Here is a 19,373-nt window from a genome sequence, read left to right on the forward strand (position 1 = left end):
CTCATGTATGAAGCGGCGTCATGCTGGGCAGCATAGGCCAACTGTAGGGGAGTATGAACACTTATCCCGTGGCGAGGGAGCTTGCTCCCGCTGGGCTGCGTAGCAGCCCCTAAAAACAGGGCCGCTTCACGCCCCAGCGGGAGCAAGCTCCCTCGCCACGGGTTTTGTGTCAGGTTCAGCTGTTGTTGTGATCGACCTTGATGGTCGGGTCACTGCCGGCGATCAACGAGTTCAGGTTGACGTTCGACCAGTTGTTGCCTTCGAGCTTGATCGTCACGTCCGGTGTGGCCGTTGCGCCGTTGGCCGCGTTGAACTGGCCGGTGGTACTGACTTGCAACGACGACACGCCATCGACCGTGCTGATTTTCAGGAAGTGGTCGATGGTGCTGCCGGTTTCGCCCTGCAACAGATCCCGCAGGTCGATCCGGTCGCCGTCGCCGACCTTGAAGTCCTTGATCACGTCGGTACCGGTGTCGCCGGCCTTCCAGACAAAGGTGTCGCCTCCCAAGCCACCGATCAGGGTGTCATTGCCTTGGCCGCCGATCAGCGTGTCATTGCCACTGCCACCCAGCAGGATGTCATTGCCCTTGCCACCGTTGAGCGTATCGTTGCCGCCCTGGCCGAAAATGATGTCGTTGCCGGCGCCGCCCAACAGGGTGTCGTTGCCATCGTGGGCACCGGACACATCGAACGCGGTGTAGTGCTCGGTGATGTATTGGTGCACGTTGCTGGTGGTGACTTTGCTGACGTCCACGCCGCTCTGCTGGGCCACGAACGCCTGGATGGCTTGGTAACCCTCGCCAGCGACGCCGTTGAAGCTCACCAGGTCGCCGAACAGGATGTCGTTGCCTTCGGCACCGTTGACGGTGTCGGAGCCCGGCAGGGTGGCCTCGGTGTGGCCGATGATCGAGTTGGCCAGGTTGCTCGGGTCGATGTTGGTTTGTGGCTTGCCATCGGAGTCGTAGGGGGCGAGATCGGACAGGGTGACGCCGTTGTTCAGGCCGATGGCTTCAACGTTGCTCAGACCTTTGAGCAGGGTGAAGCTGGCCGTTGAGCCGTCTGCTGCCGAGGAGTCGCCCCACCAGCCGCCGGCCTGGTTGGAGAACTCGAACGTGCCATTGCCCTCGGCATGCACCGTGCCGACGTAGTTTTCATCCCACTTCTTGCCGTTCTTGATCGACAGGAACATGTCCCCATTTTCTTCGATGATGAATTTGTGTGTGCTGTCGATCGTCTGGGTGTAGTACTTGCCAACGGTGTAGTTGGCCGCGCTCAGGACGTCGTCGAGCTTGACGGTGCCGTACAACACTGGGTTCGTCTCTTCGCCGGACTGGTAGCGCGTTGGCTCACCGTCGGTGATGAAATACGTCAGGTTCTTCGCGCCGGTATTGCTCAGGGCCTGGGTGCTGTTGAAGAAGTTTGCGGTGGTCTTGAACACGTCTTCATAGTTGGTATTGCCGCCGGACACCATCGAGTCGAGCACGCTCTTGAGCAGTGTCAGCGCGTTCGGATCGTTGAGGTTGACCGCAACGTTCTTGTTTACCTGGTTATCGAAGTCCGCCAGGAAAATGTTCACAGTCCCTGAGTTGCTGCCCAGGCTCTGCTTGAGGGTGTTGAACACTTGGGTCAACGAGTTCTTCGCGGCGGTGACGGACGAATCGCTCATGCTGCCAGAGCTGTCGACCATGAACGCGATGTTGTAGTTGACCCCTGGCACCACGGTCAGGCCGCCAATGTCGGCGACCACGATGTCGTTGCCGTCGGTGCCGGTGACGTTGTCACTGCCCGAGGTGGCGGTGACGGCGTTATAGGTCGCCGGGTGAACGGTGACGGGGATCTGCGCCGTGCTCGTGGCCGAGCCGCCGAGGGCTTCGGTGGAGGTAGACGTTACGGTCAGGTTGAACTGGCCGTTGTAGTAGGTCGGTGGCGTCAGGGTCAGGCTGCCGAGGTTCCAGCCAGTGACCGAGGCGTCGCCGTTGCTGCCCACGGTCGCGGTGTGGCCGGCGCCGTCGCTCAGCACGCTGCCTTCCGGAATGCCGCCAACCTTCACGCTCAGGCTTTCGGAGCCGTCGGTATCGGTCAGGGCCGTGGTGATTTTCGACAGGTTGACGCTGGTGCCTTCGGCGCCTTCGTTGAGCTTGTAGCCGTCGTAATAACCTTCGCCGTTGGTGCCGTGCAGGTCGGAGACGGTCACGCCGGCATTCGCCAGGTCGGACACGCCGGTGTACAGCGGTACGCCGGCACTGCTCAGGTCGACCGGTGTGCTGCCGTTGACCGACAGGTTCACGTCATAGCTGCCCGGGCCGGTCTGGTTGTGGTGGTAGATGTCCAGGGTGTAGTAGCCGCTGGTGGTCGGTGTGAACGAGCCGTTCAACTTGCCGCCCGCGCCCCAGGTAATGCCCGCCACGTCCTTGCCGCCGATGGTCACCAGCAGGCTGTCGTCGCCGGTGCCGCTGAAGGTGTAGGTCTTGCCGGCTTCGAGGAAAATCAGGCCCGAGGTTTTCGACGCTGTACCGGCGTTCACGTTGCTGTCGGACTGCACGTTGGTCACGGTGCTGCTGCTGTTCGGCGTGCCGGCGGCATCGATCACCGATTTGAGCGTGCCGGATGGCGCACCACTGCCGTCGGTGCCCAGGCCCGACAGGCCGGTCCAGACTTCCTTGATCAGGCCGGTGGAGGTCACGCTGTTGCCGGCCACGTTGAGGCTCGGTGCGTCGGCGACCGGTGTGATGTCGATCTTCACGGTGCCGGTATTGCCCAGCGCTTGGCCGTCGGTTGGCTGGAACTGGATCTGCGCGTAATCAGACTTCTGATTGCCCACGCCGCTCGGGTTGCCATTGGCGCCAGATTCGTTGGCGTCCGGGGTGAAGCGCAGCTTGCCGGCGTCGATGTCGGCCTTGGTGAAGGTCTGGTTGTTGGCCACGTCCTTCCAGGTCGCGCCGTCGAGGTATTGCAACTTGCCGTCACCCGGCAGCCCGGTGATTTTCACACCCTGGCTTGCAGCGGTGCTGTCCACGTCGCTGATACCGAACGTCGACCAGCCGAGGACCAGTGAAGTGTCTTCGGTACCGGTCACCGCGCCACCGGTGGCTACTGGTGCGTCGTTAACCCCGACCACATTCACGGTGGTGGTCGCTGTGTTCGAGTAGTTACTGCCGTCGGTCACCGTCACGGTGATGATGCGCGGTACGGTGCTCGGATCTTCGCTGTTGTTGATGAAGCTGATGTTTTTGATCTGCTGCATGTAGTCGGCCAGCGTCGCATTGCCCGACAGCGTCAGGACGACCTTGCCGTCGGTGCTGTTGGCGTTGATGCTGATGCCGTTGACGCTGTTGCCCAGGTTCAGCGCATCGCCAGGCTGACGGTTGGTCAGCACGATGGTGGCGCCGGTCAGCATGGTACTGTCCGGATCGGTGATTTTCAGGTCAGTGTCGCCAATCGACACACCCGGGCCGGCGGTGCCTTCGGTGAAGGTCACCTGGTAGTCGGCCCCGGTCTTGCCGCTGGAGTTGTTGGCGTCCAGGTCGAGTACCGGCGGTGCATCGTTGTCGATGATCGAGGTGCTGACGCTGCCGTTGGTGCCGCTGACTGCCAGGTGCTCGAAGTTGCCACCGGTGGCCGAGTCGATCTTGACCACGAAGTTTTCGGTGCCTTCGGTGATCTTGTCGTCCAGCGTCGCCACGTTGAAGGTAGCGCTGGTGGCGTTGGCCGGGATCTTCACGGTGTAGACCCCGGTGAAGTCCGTGCCGTCGGCGGCGGTGCCGCTGTAGACGATCTTGACCGTCACCTCGGTCTGCGCCGGGTTCGTCAGGTTGAGGGTGTACGTGGCGGCCTGGCCTTCGGTAACGGACGTGCTGCCGGTGATGCTGACCGTGGTGTTGTCGACGGTGTCGCCGACGGCCGTCGACGCGCCGGTTTTATCCACGCCGATGGCTTCGAGGTTGCCGCCGGAGGCCGATTTGATCGTTTCGGTGATGGACGGTGCACCGGTGTAGACATCGTTGCCGACGGCGACGTCGAGCACGCCCGAGCTTGCGCCGGCGGCGATGGTGATGGTTTTACCACTGTCGAGGGTAACGGTTACAGGGCCGTTTTGCGCGGTGACGGGTTTGCCGTCGGCACCGGTCAGCGTGGCGGTGTAGGTGATCGTGCCGTTTTCGTTCACGGTTGGTGTGGCGGTCAAGGTCACCGTGGTGGTGTCGTTGACGTCACTGACGATGGTGCTGACCGGCGCTGTGTTTGGAGCGATGGCTTCGAGGTTACCGCCAGTGGCAGTGCTGATGCTTTCGGTGACGGTGGTCGGCCCTTGATAAACGTCATTACCTACCGCTACGTCCAACACGCCCGAGCTCGCGCCGGCTTCGATGGTGATGGTTTTGCCGCTTTCCAGCGTCACGGTCACAGGGCCATTCTGCGCCGTGACGGGTTTGCCGTCGGCGCCGGTCAATGTGGCGGTGTAGGTGATGGTGCCGTTTTCATTCACTGTTGGTGTGGCGGCCAGCGTCACGGTGGTGGTGTCGTTGACATCGCTAACGATGGTGCTGACCGGCGCTGTGTTTGGAGCGATGGCTTCGAGGTTACCGCCAGTGGCGGTACTGATGCTTTCGCTGACAGTCGTTGGGCCTTGGTAAACATCGTTACCCACAGCGACATCGAGCACGCCCGAACTTGCACCTGCTGCGATGGTGATCGTTTTGCCGCTGTCGAGGGTCACGGTGACCGGCCCGTTCTGCGCGGTGACGGGTTTGCCGTCGGCACCAGTCAGGGTGGCGGTGTAAGTGATCGTGCCGTTTTCGTTTACGGTCGGTGTGGCGGTCAAGGTCACGGTGGTGGTGTCGTTGACATCACTGACGATGGTGCTGACAGGCGCGGTGTTCGGTGCGATGGCTTCAAGGTTGCCGCCAGTCGCCTCTTTGATCGACTCAGTAACCGTCGTTGGGCCTTGGTAAACATCGTTACCCACAGCGACGTCCAACACACCCGAGCTTGCGCCAGCGGCGATGGTGATCGTTTTACCGCTGTCGAGGGTCACGGTCACAGGGCCATTTTGCGCGGTGACGGGTTTGCCGTCGGCACCAGTCAGGGTGGCGGTGTAAGTGATCGTGCCGTTTTCATTCACGGCTGGTGTCGCGGTCAAGGTCACCGTGGTGGTGTCGTTGACGTCACTGACGATGGTGCTGACAGCGCCAGTGTTGGGCGCGATGGCTTCAAGGTTGCCGCCAGTCGCCTCTTTGATCGACTCAGTAACCGTCGTTGGGCCTTGGTAAACATCGTTACCCACAGCGACGTCCAACACACCCGAGCTTGCGCCAGCGGCGATGGTGATCGTTTTACCGCTGTCGAGGGTCACGGTCACAGGGCCATTTTGCGCGGTGACGGGTTTGCCGTCGGCACCAGTCAGGGTGGCGGTGTAAGTGATCGTGCCGTTTTCATTCACGGTTGGTGTCGCGGTCAAGGTCACCGTGGTGGTGTCGTTGACATCGCTAACCACGGTGCTGACCGGCGCTGTGTTTGGAGCGATGGCTTCGAGGTTGCCGCCAGTGGCGGTACTGATGCTTTCGGTGACGGTGGTCGGCCCTTGATAAACGTCATTACCTACCGCTACGTCCAACACACCCGAGCTCGCGCCCGCTGCGATGGTGATGGTTTTGCCGCTTTCCAGGGTAACGGTCACCGGGCCATTTTGCGCGGTGACGGGTTTGCCGTCGGCACCGGTCAGCGTGGCGGTGTAAGTGATGGTGCCGTTTTCGTTCACTGTCGGCGTGGCGGTCAAGGTCACGGTGGTGGTGTCGTTGACATCGCTAACCACGGTGCTGACAGGCGCGGTATTCGGTGCAATAGCTTCCAGATTGCCGCCAGTGGCGGTGCTGATGCTTTCGCTGACAGTCGTTGGGCCTTGGTACACGTCGTTGCCCACAGCGACGTCCAACACACCCGAACTTGCGCCAGCGGCGATGGTGATCGTTTTTCCGCTGTCGAGCGTCACGGTCACCGGACCATTCTGCGCGGTGACGGGTTTACCGTCAGCACCGGTCAGCGTGGCGGTGTAAGTGATGGTGCCGTTTTCATTCACGGTCGGTGTGGCGCTCAACGTCACGGTAGTGGTGTCGTTGACATCGCTGACGACGGTGCTGACAGGCGCGGTGTTTGGAGCAATGGCTTCCAGGTTACCGCCGGATGCCGAGGCAATCGACTCGGTGACGGTGGTTGGGCCTTGGTACACATCGTTGCCGACGGCTACGTCCAATACGCCCGAGCTGGCGCCGGCTGCGATGGTGATCGTTTTACCACTGTCGAGGGTAACGGTCACAGGACCGTTCTGCGCAGTGACGGGTTTGCCGTCGGCACCGGTCAGCGTGGCGGTGTAAGTGATGGTGCCGTTTTCATTCACGGTTGGTGTCGCGGTCAAGGTCACCGTTGTGGTGTCGTTGACGTCGCTAACCACGGTGCTGACAGGCGCGGTATTCGGTGCGATGGCTTCCAGGTTACCGCCGGATGCCGAGGCAATCGACTCGGTGACGGTAGTCGGGCCTTGGTACACGTCGTTGCCCACGGCGACGTCCAACACACCCGAGCTTGCACCAGCCTCGATGGTGATGGTTTTACCACTGTCGAGGGTAACGGTCACAGGACCGTTCTGCGCGGTGACGGGTTTACCGTCGGCGCCGGTCAAGGTGGCGGTGTAGGTGATGGTGCCGTTTTCGTTTACGGTCGGTGTGGCGCTCAACGTCACGGTAGTGGTGTCGTTGACGTCGCTGACGATGGTGCTGACTGGCGCGGTGTTTGGTGCGATGGCTTCCAGATTGCCGCCAGTGGCGGTGCTGATGCTTTCGCTGACAGTCGTTGGGCCTTGGTACACGTCGTTGCCGACGGCTACGTCCAATACACCCGAGCTGGCACCAGCGGCGATGGTGATCGTTTTACCGCTGTCGAGCGTGACCGTCACAGGGCCATTCTGCGCGGTGACGGGTTTACCGTCGGCACCGGTCAAGGTGGCGGTGTAGGTGATGGTGCCGTTTTCATTCACGGTTGGTGTCGCGGTCAAGGTCACCGTGGTGGTGTCGTTGACATCGCTAACGATGGTGCTGACCGGCGCTGTGTTTGGAGCGATGGCTTCGAGGTTACCGCCAGTGGCGGTACTGATGCTTTCGCTGACAGTCGTTGGGCCTTGGTACACGTCGTTGCCAACGGCTACGTCCAATACACCCGAGCTGGCACCAGCGGCGATGGTGATCGTTTTACCGCTGTCGAGGGTTACGGTCACAGGGCCATTTTGCGCGGTGACGGGTTTACCGTCAGCACCGGTCAATGTGGCGGTGTAGGTGATGGTGCCGTTTTCATTCACGGTTGGTGTCGCGGTCAAGGTCACCGTTGTGGTGTCGTTGACGTCGCTAACCACGGTGCTGACAGGCGCGGTATTCGGTGCGATGGCTTCCAGGTTACCGCCGGATGCCGAGGCAATCGACTCGGTGACGGTAGTGGGGCCTTGGTACACATCGTTGCCAACGGCGACGTCCAATACACCCGAGCTTGCACCAGCCTCGATGGTGATGGTTTTGCCGCTGTCGAGGGTCACGATCACCGGACCATTCTGCGCGGTGACGGGTTTACCGTCAGCACCGGTCAAGGTGGCGGTGTAGGTGATGGTGCCGTTTTCGTTTACGGTCGGTGTGGCGCTCAACGTCACGATAGTGGTGTCGTTGACGTCGCTGACGATGGTGCTGACTGGCGCGGTGTTTGGTGCGATAGCTTCCAGATTGCCGCCAGTGGCGGTGCTGATGCTTTCGGTGACGGTGGTCGGCCCTTGATAAACGTCATTACCTACCGCTACGTCCAACACGCCCGAGCTCGCGCCCGCTGCGATGGTGATGGTTTTGCCGCTTTCCAGGGTAACGGTCACCGGGCCATTTTGCGCGGTGACGGGTTTGCCGTCGGCACCGGTCAGCGTGGCGGTGTAAGTGATCGTGCCGTTCTCGTTCACGGTTGGTGTGGCGCTCAACGTCACCGTGGTGGTGTCGTTGACGTCACTGACGATGGTGCTGACCGGCGCTGTGTTTGGAGCGATGGCTTCGAGGTTACCGCCAGTGGCGGTGCTGATGCTTTCGCTGACAGTCGTTGGGCCTTGGTACACGTCGTTGCCAACGGCTACGTCCAATACACCCGAACTTGCGCCAGCGGCGATGGTGATCGTTTTGCCGCTGTCGAGCGTCACGGTCACCGGACCGTTCTGCGCAGTGACGGGTTTGCCGTCGGCACCAGTCAGGGTGGCGGTGTAAGTGATGGTGCCGTTTTCATTCACGGTCGGCGTGGCAGTCAACGTCACGGTGGTGGTGTCGTTGACGTCGCTAACCACGGTGCTGACTGGCGCGGTGTTCGGCGCGATGGCTTCGAGGTTACCGCCGGATGCCGAGGCAATCGACTCGGTGACGGTGGTTGGGCCTTGGTACACATCGTTGCCAACGGCGACGTCCAATACACCCGAGCTGGCGCCGGCTGCGATGGTGATCGTTTTGCCGCTGTCGAGGGTAACGGTCACAGGGCCGTTCTGCGCGGTGACGGGTTTACCGTCTGCACCGGTCAGGGTGGCGGTGTAGGTGATGGTGCCGTTTTCGTTTACGGTCGGTGTGGCGCTCAACGTCACGGTAGTGGTGTCGTTGACATCGCTGACGACGGTGCTGACTGGAGCGGTGTTTGGAGCAATGGCTTCCAGGTTACCGCCGGAGGCCGAGGCAATCGACTCGGTGACGGTAGTGGGGCCTTGGTACACATCGTTGCCAACGGCGACGTCCAATACACCCGAGCTTGCACCAGCCTCGATGGTGATGGTCTTGCCGCTGTCGAGGGTCACGGTCACCGGACCGTTCTGCGCAGTGACGGGTCTGCCGTCGGCACCGGTCAGCGTGGCGGTGTAAGTGATGGTGCCGTTTTCGTTTACGGTCGGTGTGGCGCTCAATGTCACCGTGGTGGTGTCGTTGACGTCGCTAACCACGGTGCTGACAGGCGCGGTATTCGGTGCGATGGCTTCAAGGTTGCCACCGGATGCGGAAGCAATCGACTCAGTAACCGTCGTTGGACCTTGGTAGACGTCGTTGCCAACGGCTACGTCCAATACACCCGAGCTTGCGCCGGCGGCGATGGTGATGGTTTTACCACTGTCGAGGGTCACGGTCACAGGACCGTTTTGCGCGGTGACGGGTTTGCCGTCGGCACCGGTCAGGGTAGCGGTGTAAGTGATCGTGCCGTTTTCGTTCACGGTTGGTGTGGCGGTCAAGGTCACCGTGGTGGTGTCGTTGACATCACTGACGATGGTGCTGACAGCGCCAGTGTTGGGCGCGATGGCTTCAAGGTTGCCGCCAGTCGCCTCTTTGATCGACTCAGTAACCGTCGTTGGGCCTTGGTAAACATCGTTACCCACAGCGACATCGAGCACGCCCGAACTTGCGCCGGCTTCGATGGTGATGGTTTTGCCGCTTTCCAGCGTCACGGTCACCGGACCATTTTGCGCGGTGACGGGTTTACCGTCGGCACCGGTCAGCGTGGCGGTGTAGGTGATCGTGCCGTTTTCATTCACGGTTGGTGTCGCGGTCAAGGTCACCGTGGTGGTGTCGTTGACGTCGCTAACCACGGTGCTGACAGGCGCTGTGTTCGGTGCAATGGCTTCCAAGTTGCCGCCGGATGCCGAGGCAATCGACTCAGTAACCGTCGTTGGGCCTTGGTACACGTCGTTGCCCACAGCGACGTCCAATACACCCGAGCTTGCGCCAGCGGCGATGGTGATCGTTTTGCCGCTGTCGAGGGTCACGGTGACCGGCCCATTCTGCGCGGTGACGGGTTTACCGTCTGCACCGGTCAGGGTGGCGGTGTAAGTGATGGTGCCGTTTTCGTTTACGGTCGGTGTGGCGCTCAACGTCACGGTAGTGGTGTCGTTGACGTCGCTGACGATGGTGCTGACTGGCGCGGTATTCGGTGCGATGGCTTCCAGGTTACCGCCGGATGCCGAGGCAATCGACTCGGTGACGGTAGTCGGGCCTTGGTACACGTCGTTGCCAACGGCGACGTCCAACACACCCGAGCTTGCACCAGCCTCGATGGTGATGGTTTTACCACTGTCGAGGGTAACGGTCACAGGACCGTTCTGCGCAGTGACGGGTTTGCCGTCGGCACCGGTCAGCGTGGCGGTGTAAGTGATGGTGCCGTTTTCATTCACGGTCGGCGTGGCGCTCAATGTCACCGTGGTGGTGTCGTTGACATCGCTGACGATGATGCTGACAGGCGCGGTATTCGGTGCGATAGCTTCGAGGTTGCCACCGGATGCGGAAGCAATCGACTCAGTAACCGTCGTTGGACCTTGGTAAACATCGTTACCCACAGCGACATCGAGCACACCCGAGCTTGCACCAGCCTCGATGGTGATGGTTTTACCACTGTCGAGGGTCACGGTCACCGGACCATTCTGCGCGGTGACGGGTTTACCGTCGGCGCCGGTCAAGGTGGCGGTGTAAGTGATGGTGCCGTTTTCATTCACGGTCGGCGTAGCGCTCAACGTCACCGTGGTGGTGTCGATCGAGTCGGTAATCGTAGTAACCGCAGGCGCAGTGCTCGGCACCAGGTTTTCAAAGTTGCCACCGGTCGCACCGGTAATAGTGGTGCTGACGGTACTGCCGTTGTTGTAGACGTCGTTGGCGGGTGTCTCGACATTGACGGTGCCAGTGGTCTGTCCCGCAGCGATGGTAATGACCGAGCCGTTGCTCAAGGTCACGGTCACCGGGGTTTGGGCCGGGCTGGTCAACGTGGCGGTGTAGGTGATCTGGCCGCCCTCCGTTACCGTATTGCCTGCCGTCAGGGTAACGGTGGTGGTGTCGATGGTGTCGGTAATCTGGGTCACGGCTGGCGTGGTGGGCAGGGTCACGGCAATGCCGCTGCCGCCGGTGGTGCCGGTGACGGTCACGCTGATCTGGCTTGGGTCGTTATAAACAGTGTCGTTCGGAGCCAGCGGCACGTTGACGCTGCCAGTGGTTTGTCCGGCAGAAATCACGATCACGGAGCCGTTGGACAGGGTTATGGTCAGATCAGTCTGGGGCGCCTGGGTGACGGTCGCGGTATAGACCAGCACGCCGCCGGCCTCGGTCAGGGTCGGGGTGGCGCTCAGGGTCAGCGTCGAATTGAGCAGCGCGTTGGCTGTCGTGTTGGCGTTGGTATCGACGCCGGTGATGTCATTGTTGGTGGCCGCTGCCGTGCTCAAGCCTTCGGTCGGGAAACCGACGGTAGGGTCGACGCTGCCAGCGGTGGCATCCAGCACCACAAAACTGTGCCCGCCACCGGCGGCGCCACCCGTGCCCGCGGCGGTAGCGCCGGCGGCGGTGGCTTCCAGGGCTGTCGTCGGGTCGACGCCCGCGGCAATGGCTTGTTGCAGCTCTTCTACCGATGGCGCGGCCTGGGCCGTGGCCTGTGCGAGATCAGTAGAAGCGTCTGGAGCGCTGGCGCTCCACTGAGTGTCGCGCCCCAGGTCCAGGGAGCGACCGTCCGCCAGTTCCAGCGTGACGGCGCCAGCAGGACCGGTATCCAGCTGGTCGCCGGTGTACAGGCGATCACCCTCAATGAGTACGCGTCGAATGCCCTCGGGGGATACGACGAAAACCTGGCCAACAATGCTTTTGACAACGGCAACAACACTGCTCATTGAAGATTCTCCGGGTGCCACGCTCAGTAGACTTCCATGGACCCGGCAGCCTGAAGGCAGCAGCGGTCTGGACGTTCGTGCTTCATTGAATAAAATTATTTTGACGCATTAGCTAGTCAAATTTCTGGCTTTGTTTTTTCGGATATTTTGTTTATGCCAAACTATTGACCTTCTGCCGGCCATCCTAAACAATCGTCGCGGTAATGTCACATTGATATTGAAGCGGCGATCTGTTCTTTCGGTGCGTGTTCCAGCCCCCGTTTTGAACTTTCCGACATACGGTCATTCCGGTCGCCATCATCTGATGCAGCGCCCCGTTTCGCTGTGATCCAAGACAAGAGTTTCAGGAAGAAATCCATCATGCGTGCGCAACTGTTCAAGGCTTTACCCTTTGTCCTCGCCGCCGGCTTCGTACAAGCACAAACCTTGCCGCAGGCCATGCAACAGGCGCTGGATGTCCATCCTGAAATTCAGGCGGGTGTGAACAGTCGCCTCGCGGCGGACTACCAACTCAAGGCGGCCAAGGGCGGCTACCTGCCTAGGGTGGACCTTGCAGCCGGATACGGTCGCGAAGGCACCGACAGCGTTACCACCCGCTCGGGCAGCACTGATCATTGGGAAACCCTGAACCGCAGCGAGTCGAGCCTGCGCCTGTCGCAGATGGTTTTTGACGGTTTTGCGACGTCCAGCGAAGTGGGGCGTCAACAAGCCACCGTCAATGCCCGCGCCTATTCGTTGCTGGATGCGTCTGAGCGCACCGGGCTGACGGTGGCCCAGGTTTATCTGGCCGTGCTGACCCGTCGTGAGTTCGTGCGCCTGGCCGAGGAAAACCTCAAGAGCCACGAACGTATCTTCGACCAGATCAAGTTGCGCACTTCGCGTGGCGTGGGCAGCGGCGCCGATCTGGACCAGGCCGAAGCGCGCATGGCCCAGGCCCGCAACAACCTGATCACCGAGCAAACCAACCTGGCCGATGCCGAGACCAACTACCTCAGCGCCGTCGGTCAACTGCCCGACCAACTGGAGCGCCCCGCCGACTTTCTGGCGCTGTTGCCGGCCAACCTGACCGAAGCGCGCGCCCAGATGCTGGAAAACAGCCCGGTGTTGCGTTCGGCCGAGTCGGATATCGCCGCCGCCGAGCAACAGTACGAAGCCGCCAAATCGAGCTTCTACCCACGTTTCGACGCCGAACTGGGCCGCACCGCCGACAACGACCTGGACGGCCAGAACGGTCACAACAACGAATGGCAAGCCATGCTGCGCATGCGTTTCAACCTGTATGCCGGCGGTAGCAACAAGGCGGACCTGGAGTCCAAGTCGTACCTGTCCAACCAGGCCCTGGACATCCGCAACAACGCGCTGCGCCAGCTCAATGAAGAGCTGGGCCTGGCCTGGAACGCCTTGAACAACGCCAACGCCCAGGTGCCGATCGCCCAGCAATACGTGGATCACAGCACCAGCGTGCGCACCGCCTACCAACGGCAGTTCAGCCTGGGCGAGCGGACCCTGCTCGATTTGCTCGACAGCGAAAATGAACTGTTCAGCGCTTCCCGTCGCCTGGCGGAAATCAAGAACGTGCAGTTGTTCACCCAATACCGGATCAAGGCAACCATGGGCCAGTTGCTCAAAAGTCAGGGCGTAGTCGCGCCGTTGGCATCGGTTGTGCAGAACGACGTGAAACCCAAGGTTCAGTTGCCTGGGATGAATTGAGTCATCCATCCAGTTTTGATCAGCAAAAGAGTGCCAAGCGTGGAATCAGAAGTCAGTCGAGTCGAACTCATCCATGATCCACGCACCCTGCACGACGATCCGTTGCTGGACGGTTTACTGGCGCTCTGCATGCTGCATCAAAAACCGGCCAGCGCCGCGATGCTCACCACCGGCCTGCCGCTGCCCAAGCAACGCTTAAGCGTCGAATTATTGTCGCGCGCGGCGGCCCGTGCCGGTTTGCAAGGCCGGGTGCTGCAACGCAAGCTTGAACAGATCCCCGCCATCGCCATGCCGGCCCTGTTGTTGCTCAAGGACGGGCGCAGCGCCGTGTTGCTGGGCTGGGTCGGTGACGACCAGGCACGGCTGCTGCTCAGCGAAAGCGATGGCGGTGAAGTGACGGTCAGCCGCGAGCTGTTGGCCGACGACTACAGCGGCAAAGTCTTCTTCGCTCAACCCCAGCACAAATTCGACGTGAACCACGGCACGCTGATTCCCCGGGCGCGTTCGTGGTTTCGCGACACCCTCAAGCGCTCCCGTTGGTTGTACGCCGATGCTATCGCCGCCAGCCTGTTGATCAACATCATCGCCATGGCCGCGCCACTGTTCGTGATGAATGTCTACGACCGCGTGGTGCCGAACCAGGCCGAATCGACTCTGTGGGTGCTGGCCGTCGGTATCACCGGCGCCTACGTGTTCGACCTGATCCTCAAGATGCTGCGCAGCCTGTGCCTGGACCTGGCGGGCAAGAAAACCGACCTGATCATCTCGGCGACGCTGTTCGAACGCATCGTCGGCATGGCCATGAAGTACCGTCCGGCGCGGGTCGGCAGCTTTGCCCAGAACATCCATGAATTCCAAAGCCTGCGGGACTTCCTTGCCTCGCTGACCCTCACCACCCTGATCGACCTGCCGTTCACTTTGCTGATCTTCGCGGTCATCGCGATTATCGGCGGGCACCTGGTATGGATTCCCGTGCTGGCGTTCCCGATTGCCCTGCTGATCGGCTATGCGTTGCAGAAGCCCCTGGTGGCGACCATGGAGCGCACCATGGCCCTGGGCGCCGAGCGCCAGTCCAGCCTGATCGAGACCCTGGCCGGCCTGGACGCAGTGAAGGTCAACAACGCCGAGAGCGAGCGTCAATACCAGTGGGAACAGACCATCGGCACCCTCAGCCGCCTCGAACTGCGAGTGAAGATGTTGTCCGGGCTGGCGATGAACATCACCTTGCTGATCCAGCAATTGGCCGGGGTGATCATGATCGTCTTCGGCGTTTACCTGATCATCGCCGGCAACCTGAGCATGGGTGGGCTGGTTGCCTGCTACATGCTCAGCGGCCGCGCCCTCAGCCCGCTGGCGTCGCTGTCGGGCCTGTTGACCCGCTACCAGCAGGCGCGGGTGACCATGACCTCGGTCGACCAGATGATGGAGCTGCCCCAGGAGCGCAATTTCGACGAGCGTCCGCTGAGCCGCAAGGTCTTGCAGGGCGCCATCGAATGCCGTCAGTTGAATTTCACCTACCCGAACCAACAGAACGCCGCGTTGAAGAACATCAACCTGGTGATCAAGCCAGGCGAGAAGATCGGCATCATCGGCCGTAGCGGCTCGGGCAAGAGCTCCCTGGCCAAGTTGCTGGTGGGCCTTTACCAACCCGACGATGGTTCTTTGTTGGTGGATGGCGTGGACATCCGCCAGATCGACGTCAGCGAGCTGCGCTACAACATCGGCTATGTGCCCCAGGACATCCAACTGCTCGCCGGCACCCTGCGGGACAACCTGACCTCCGGTGCCCGTTACGTCGAAGACGAGCTGGTACTCCAGGCCGCAGAGCTGGCGGGGGTGCATGAATTCGCCCGCCTGCATCCGCAAGGCTATGAACTGCAGGTCGGTGAACGTGGACAGAACCTGTCCGGCGGCCAGCGCCAGAACGTCGCCCTGGCCCGTGCGCTGCTACTCAATCCGCCCATTCTGCTGCTGGACGAACCCACCAGCGCCATGGACAACACCGGTGAGGAACGCTTGAAGCAGCGCCTGGCCGCCGTGGTGGAAAACAAGACGGTGTTGCTGGTGACGCACCGGGCTTCCTTGCTGTCGCTGGTAGACCGCCTGTTGGTGATCGACCGTGGACAAATCCTGGCCGACGGCCCGAAAGCTGCCGTGATGGAAGCGTTGAAGAAGGGGCAGATCAGTGTTGCTTAAGTCGGGTTTCAAGGATTCCGTGGGGCGCTATTTCAAAGGCTCTGCCTCGCTGCAAGGGCAACCGCTGCCCGAGGTCAACAAGGCCCTGATCGAGGATGCTCCACGCGTGGTGCGCCTGACGATCTGGGGCATCATTGGCTTCTTTGTGTTCCTGGGAGTTTGGGCCAATTTCGCCGTGCTCGACGAAGTGACCAAGGGCGACGGCAAGGCGATCCCATCGTCCAAGATCCAGAAAATCCAGAACCTGGAAGGCGGGATCGTCGCCGAGCTGTTCGTCAAGGAAGGGCAGATCGTTGAAGCCGGCGCGCCGTTGATTCGCCTGGACGACACGCGGTTCGTCTCCAACGTGGGCGAAACCGAGGCCGATCGCCAAGCCATGCTGCTGCGCGTCGAACGCTTGAGCGCCGAGGTTGATGACCGGCCGCTGAATTTTCCCGCTGATGTACTCAAGGCCGTACCGCGCCAGGCCGCCAGCGAAGAATCGCTGTACCTCAGCCGTCGCCAGCAGCTGCACGATGAAATAGGCGGGTTGCAGGAACAGTTGATCCAGCGTCAGCAGGAACTGCGCGAGTTCATCTCCAAGCAGGCGCAGTACCGCTCCGGCCTGGCGCTGCAACGCCAGGAAATCAACATGTCCGAGCCGCTGGTGGCCCAGGGCGCGGTGTCGCCGGTGGAAGTGCTGCGGCTCAAGCGCGGCGAGGTGGAAACCCGTGGGCAACTGGATGCCACGACGCTGGCGATTCCCCGCGCCGAATCGGCGATCAAGGAAGTGCAGCGCAAGATCGACGAAACCCGCGGCAAGTTCCGCAGCGATGCCCTGACCCAACTCAACGAGGCGCGCACCGACCTGAACAAGGCCCAGGCTACCGGCAAGGCCCTGGAAGATCGGGTGAGCCGTACCTTGGTGACTTCGCCGGTGCGCGGCATTGTCAACAAGCTGCTGGTGAACACCATCGGCGGCGTGATCCAGCCTGGCAGCGACCTGGTGGAAATCGTGCCACTGGACGACACCATTCTGGTGGAAGCGAAAATCCGTCCCCAGGACATTGCCTTCCTGCATCCCGGCCAGGACGCCACGGTGAAATTCACCGCGTACGACTACACCATCTACGGTGGCCTGAAAGCCAAGCTGGAACAGATCGGCGCCGATACCATCACCGATGAAGACAAGAAAACCACCTACTACATCATCAAGCTGCGCACCCAACGCAGCCATCTGGGCACCGATGAAAAACCGCTGCTGATCATTCCCGGCATGGTGGCCTCGGTGGACATCATCACCGGCAAGAAAACCGTGCTCAGCTACCTGCTCAAGCCGATCATCAAGGCCCGGTCCGAGGCGTTGCACGAGCGGTAGAGCCCCAATAGCTCGGGCCGGCGAGTGTGGGAACAATCTATTGGTGGCTCGGTAGCTTTTGTGGCGAGGGAGCTTGCTCCCGCTGGCCTGCGGAGCAGGCCCCTGCGTTTCTTCAGGCGGACCGCGTTGCCTGGTTTTGCGACTGCTGCGCAGTCGAGCGGGAGCAAGCTCCCTCGCCACGGATTCTGGGTTGTCTGGGCTGGCGTCATCGCGAGCAAGCTCGCTCCCACACTGGATCTGTATCGAACCGAAATATTGAGATCAACACTGTTCAACTGTGGGAGCGAGCTTGCTCGCGAAAGCGGTCTTCAATCCAACACAGGAATGTCAGCCCGCAGCCTGAACCTCAAGCCGATCCATCGCCCGCTCCACCAATAAATGCACCCCATCGGCCATCCGGCTGATCGCCAGGATGACACTGCGGCGACTGCCATCAACATCATCCGCCAAGTCGGCGGCGATGGCGCTGATGGACGTAGGGGCCCAATAGCTCGGGCCGGCGCTCTCTGTGGCGAGTGTGGGAACAATCAAATGGTGGCTGGATAGCTTTTGTGGCGAGGGAGCTTGCTCCCGCTGGCCTGCGGAGCAGGCCCCTGCGTTTCTTCAGGCGGACCGCGTTGCCTGGTTTGCGACTGCTGCGCAGTCGAGCGGGAGCAAGCTCCCTCGCCACGGGGTTTGAGTTGTCTGGGCTAGCGTCATCACGAGCAAGCTCGTTCCCACACTGGATCTGTGTCGAACCGAAGTATTGAGATCAACACCGTTCAACTGTGGGAGCGAGCCTGCTCGCGAAGGCGGTCTTCAATCCACCACGGGAACGTCAGCCCGAAGCCTGAACCTCAAGCCGATCCATCGCCCGCTCCACCAATAAATGCACCCCTCAGCCATGCGACTGATCGCCAGGATGACACTGCGGCGACTGCCATCAACATCATCCGCCAAGTCGGCGGCGATGGCGCTGATGGACGTAGGGGCCCAATAGCTCGGGCCGGCGCTCTCTGTGGCGAGTGTGGGAACAATCAAATGGTGGCTGGATAGCTTTTGTGGCGAGGGAGCTTGCTCCCGCTGGCCTGCGGAGCAGGCCCCTGCGTTTCTTCAGGCGGACCGCGTTGCCTGGTTTGCGACTGCTGCGCAGTCGAGCGGGAGCAAGCTCCCTCGCCACGGATTCTGGGTTGTCTGGGCTGGCGTCATCGCGAGCAAGCTCGCTCCCACACTGGATCTGTGTCGAACCGAAGTATTGAGATCAACACCGTTCAACTGTGGGAGCGAGCCTGCTCGCGAAGGCGGTCTTCAATCCACCACGGGAACGTCAGCCCGAAGCCTGAACCTCAAGCCGATCCATCGCCCGCTCCACCAATAAATGCACCCCTCAGCCATGCGACTGATCGCCAGGATGACACTGCGGCGACTGCCATCAACATCATCCGCCAAGTCGGCGGCGATGGCGCTGATGGACGTAGGGGCCCAATAGCTCGGGCCGGCGCTCTCTGTGGCGAGTGTGGGAACAATCAAATGGTGGCTGGATAGCTTTTGTGGCGAGGGAGCTTGCTCCCGCTGGCCTGCGGAGCAGGCCCCTGCGTTTCTTCAGGCGGACCGCGTTGCCTGGTTTGCGACTGCTGCGCAGTCGAGCGGGAGCAAGCTCCCTCGCCACGGATTCTGGGTTGTCTGGGCTGGCGTCATCGCGAGCAAGCTCGCTCCCACACTGGATCTGTATCGAACCGAAATATTGAGATCAACACCGTTCAACTGTGGGAGCGAGCTTGCTCGCGAAAGCGGTCTTCAATCCAACACAGGAATGTCAGCCCGCAGCCTGAACCTCAAGCCGATCCATCGCCCGCTCCACCAATAAATGCACCCCATCAGCCATGCGACTGATCGCCAGGATGACACTGCGGCGGCTGCCTTCAACGTCATCCGCCAGGTCGGCGGCGATGGCGCTGATGGACAGCAGGTCTTCGGAGGCATTGGCCAGCAGGGTTTCGGTGTCGATGTCCGGGGCGACCGGCTTCCTTTTCAATTAAGAACCGCCCTGGCTCGCTTGCACGCGATGTAAGGGTGGCAGCTATGTGAGGGTGTGCAAGACCGAGTAAACGACGCCCAAAAAACTCGGTAGACCCGAAGGTCTCCCCGCACACAGCCGCCATAAAATACGAGCACGAATGCTCGATAAATGGCTGGTGGCATTTCTTGGGCGTTTTTTAACGGACTTGCACGTCCGTGTCACCGTTTTTTCAGTGACAAACCCAGACTAGCGGTGAGCACCAAGCCGTACAAGTTCACCAACATCGCTACAACTTGAAGGAAATCTCCTAGGACCTGTTGCTTACTAAAATGGAACACCGAACCTGTGGCGAGGGGATTTATCCCCGTTGGGCTGCGCAGCAGCCCTGAAACCAGTCTCCTCGGTGTGTCAGGCTGCGGGTGTTCAGCCAT

At 61.1% G+C, this 19,373-nt stretch carries 5 protein-coding genes and 4 pseudogenes; 3 read left to right on the forward strand and 6 right to left on the reverse strand.

Annotated features, from left to right (window positions below; translation table 11 throughout):
* Window positions 1-175: 175 nt before the first annotated feature.
* Window positions 176-11,242 (reverse strand): immunoglobulin-like domain-containing protein, encoded by an 11,067-nt coding sequence (locus CD58_RS00875; RefSeq protein ID WP_419178850.1) that lies wholly within the window; start codon window positions 11,240-11,242, stop codon window positions 176-178.
* A 12-nt stretch (window positions 11,243-11,254) separates the two neighbouring features.
* A pseudogene (locus tag CD58_RS31715) lies at window positions 11,255-11,680 on the reverse strand (retention module-containing protein); the annotation flags it as partial.
* Between the two features lie 360 nt (window positions 11,681-12,040).
* Between CD58_RS31715 and CD58_RS00880 the strand changes: the two are divergent.
* From CD58_RS00880 to CD58_RS00890, 3 genes are read left to right on the forward strand one after another with little or no spacing between them, the layout of a single operon-like run.
* Window positions 12,041-13,390, forward strand: a complete 1,350-nt coding sequence (locus CD58_RS00880; protein ID WP_025211216.1) for a TolC family outer membrane protein — start codon at window positions 12,041-12,043, stop codon at window positions 13,388-13,390.
* Window positions 13,391-13,429: 39 nt separating this feature from the next.
* Complete coding sequence (locus tag CD58_RS00885) at window positions 13,430-15,586, forward strand: type I secretion system permease/ATPase (protein WP_025211217.1); 2,157 nt, start codon at window positions 13,430-13,432, stop codon at window positions 15,584-15,586.
* A complete protein-coding gene (locus CD58_RS00890; protein ID WP_025211218.1) occupies window positions 15,576-16,943 on the forward strand; it encodes an HlyD family type I secretion periplasmic adaptor subunit in 1,368 nt (455 codons plus the stop codon). The genes CD58_RS00885 and CD58_RS00890 overlap by 11 nt, the downstream gene beginning before the upstream one ends.
* Window positions 16,944-17,270: 327 nt before the next feature.
* Here CD58_RS00890 and CD58_RS00895 read toward each other — a convergent pair whose 3' ends face one another.
* The 4 genes and pseudogenes from CD58_RS00895 to CD58_RS00900 form a co-directional block, all read right to left on the reverse strand.
* The gene (locus tag CD58_RS00895) at window positions 17,271-17,474 is read right to left on the reverse strand and encodes a DUF6124 family protein (RefSeq protein ID WP_025211219.1); all 204 of its coding nucleotides are present in this window, start codon (window positions 17,472-17,474) and stop codon (window positions 17,271-17,273) included.
* 286 nt (window positions 17,475-17,760) lie between these two features.
* Window positions 17,761-17,906, reverse strand: a pseudogene (locus tag CD58_RS31720) (DUF6124 family protein); the annotation flags it as partial.
* Between the two features lie 343 nt (window positions 17,907-18,249).
* A pseudogene (locus CD58_RS31725) lies at window positions 18,250-18,395 on the reverse strand (DUF6124 family protein); the annotation flags it as partial.
* 343 nt (window positions 18,396-18,738) lie between these two features.
* Window positions 18,739-18,942, reverse strand: a pseudogene (locus tag CD58_RS00900) (DUF6124 family protein); the annotation flags it as partial.
* Window positions 18,943-19,373 lie beyond the last annotated feature (431 nt).

This window comes from Pseudomonas brassicacearum (assembly GCF_000585995.1).
GTDB classification, from domain to species: Bacteria; Pseudomonadota; Gammaproteobacteria; order Pseudomonadales; family Pseudomonadaceae; genus Aquipseudomonas; species Aquipseudomonas brassicacearum_A.

What these genes read in the sequence shown, in the direction of transcription:
- CD58_RS00880 (WP_025211216.1), top strand. Translation starts at nt 12,041, where the DNA reads ATGCGTGCGCAACTGTTCAAGGCTTTACCCTTTGTCCTCGCCGCCGGC.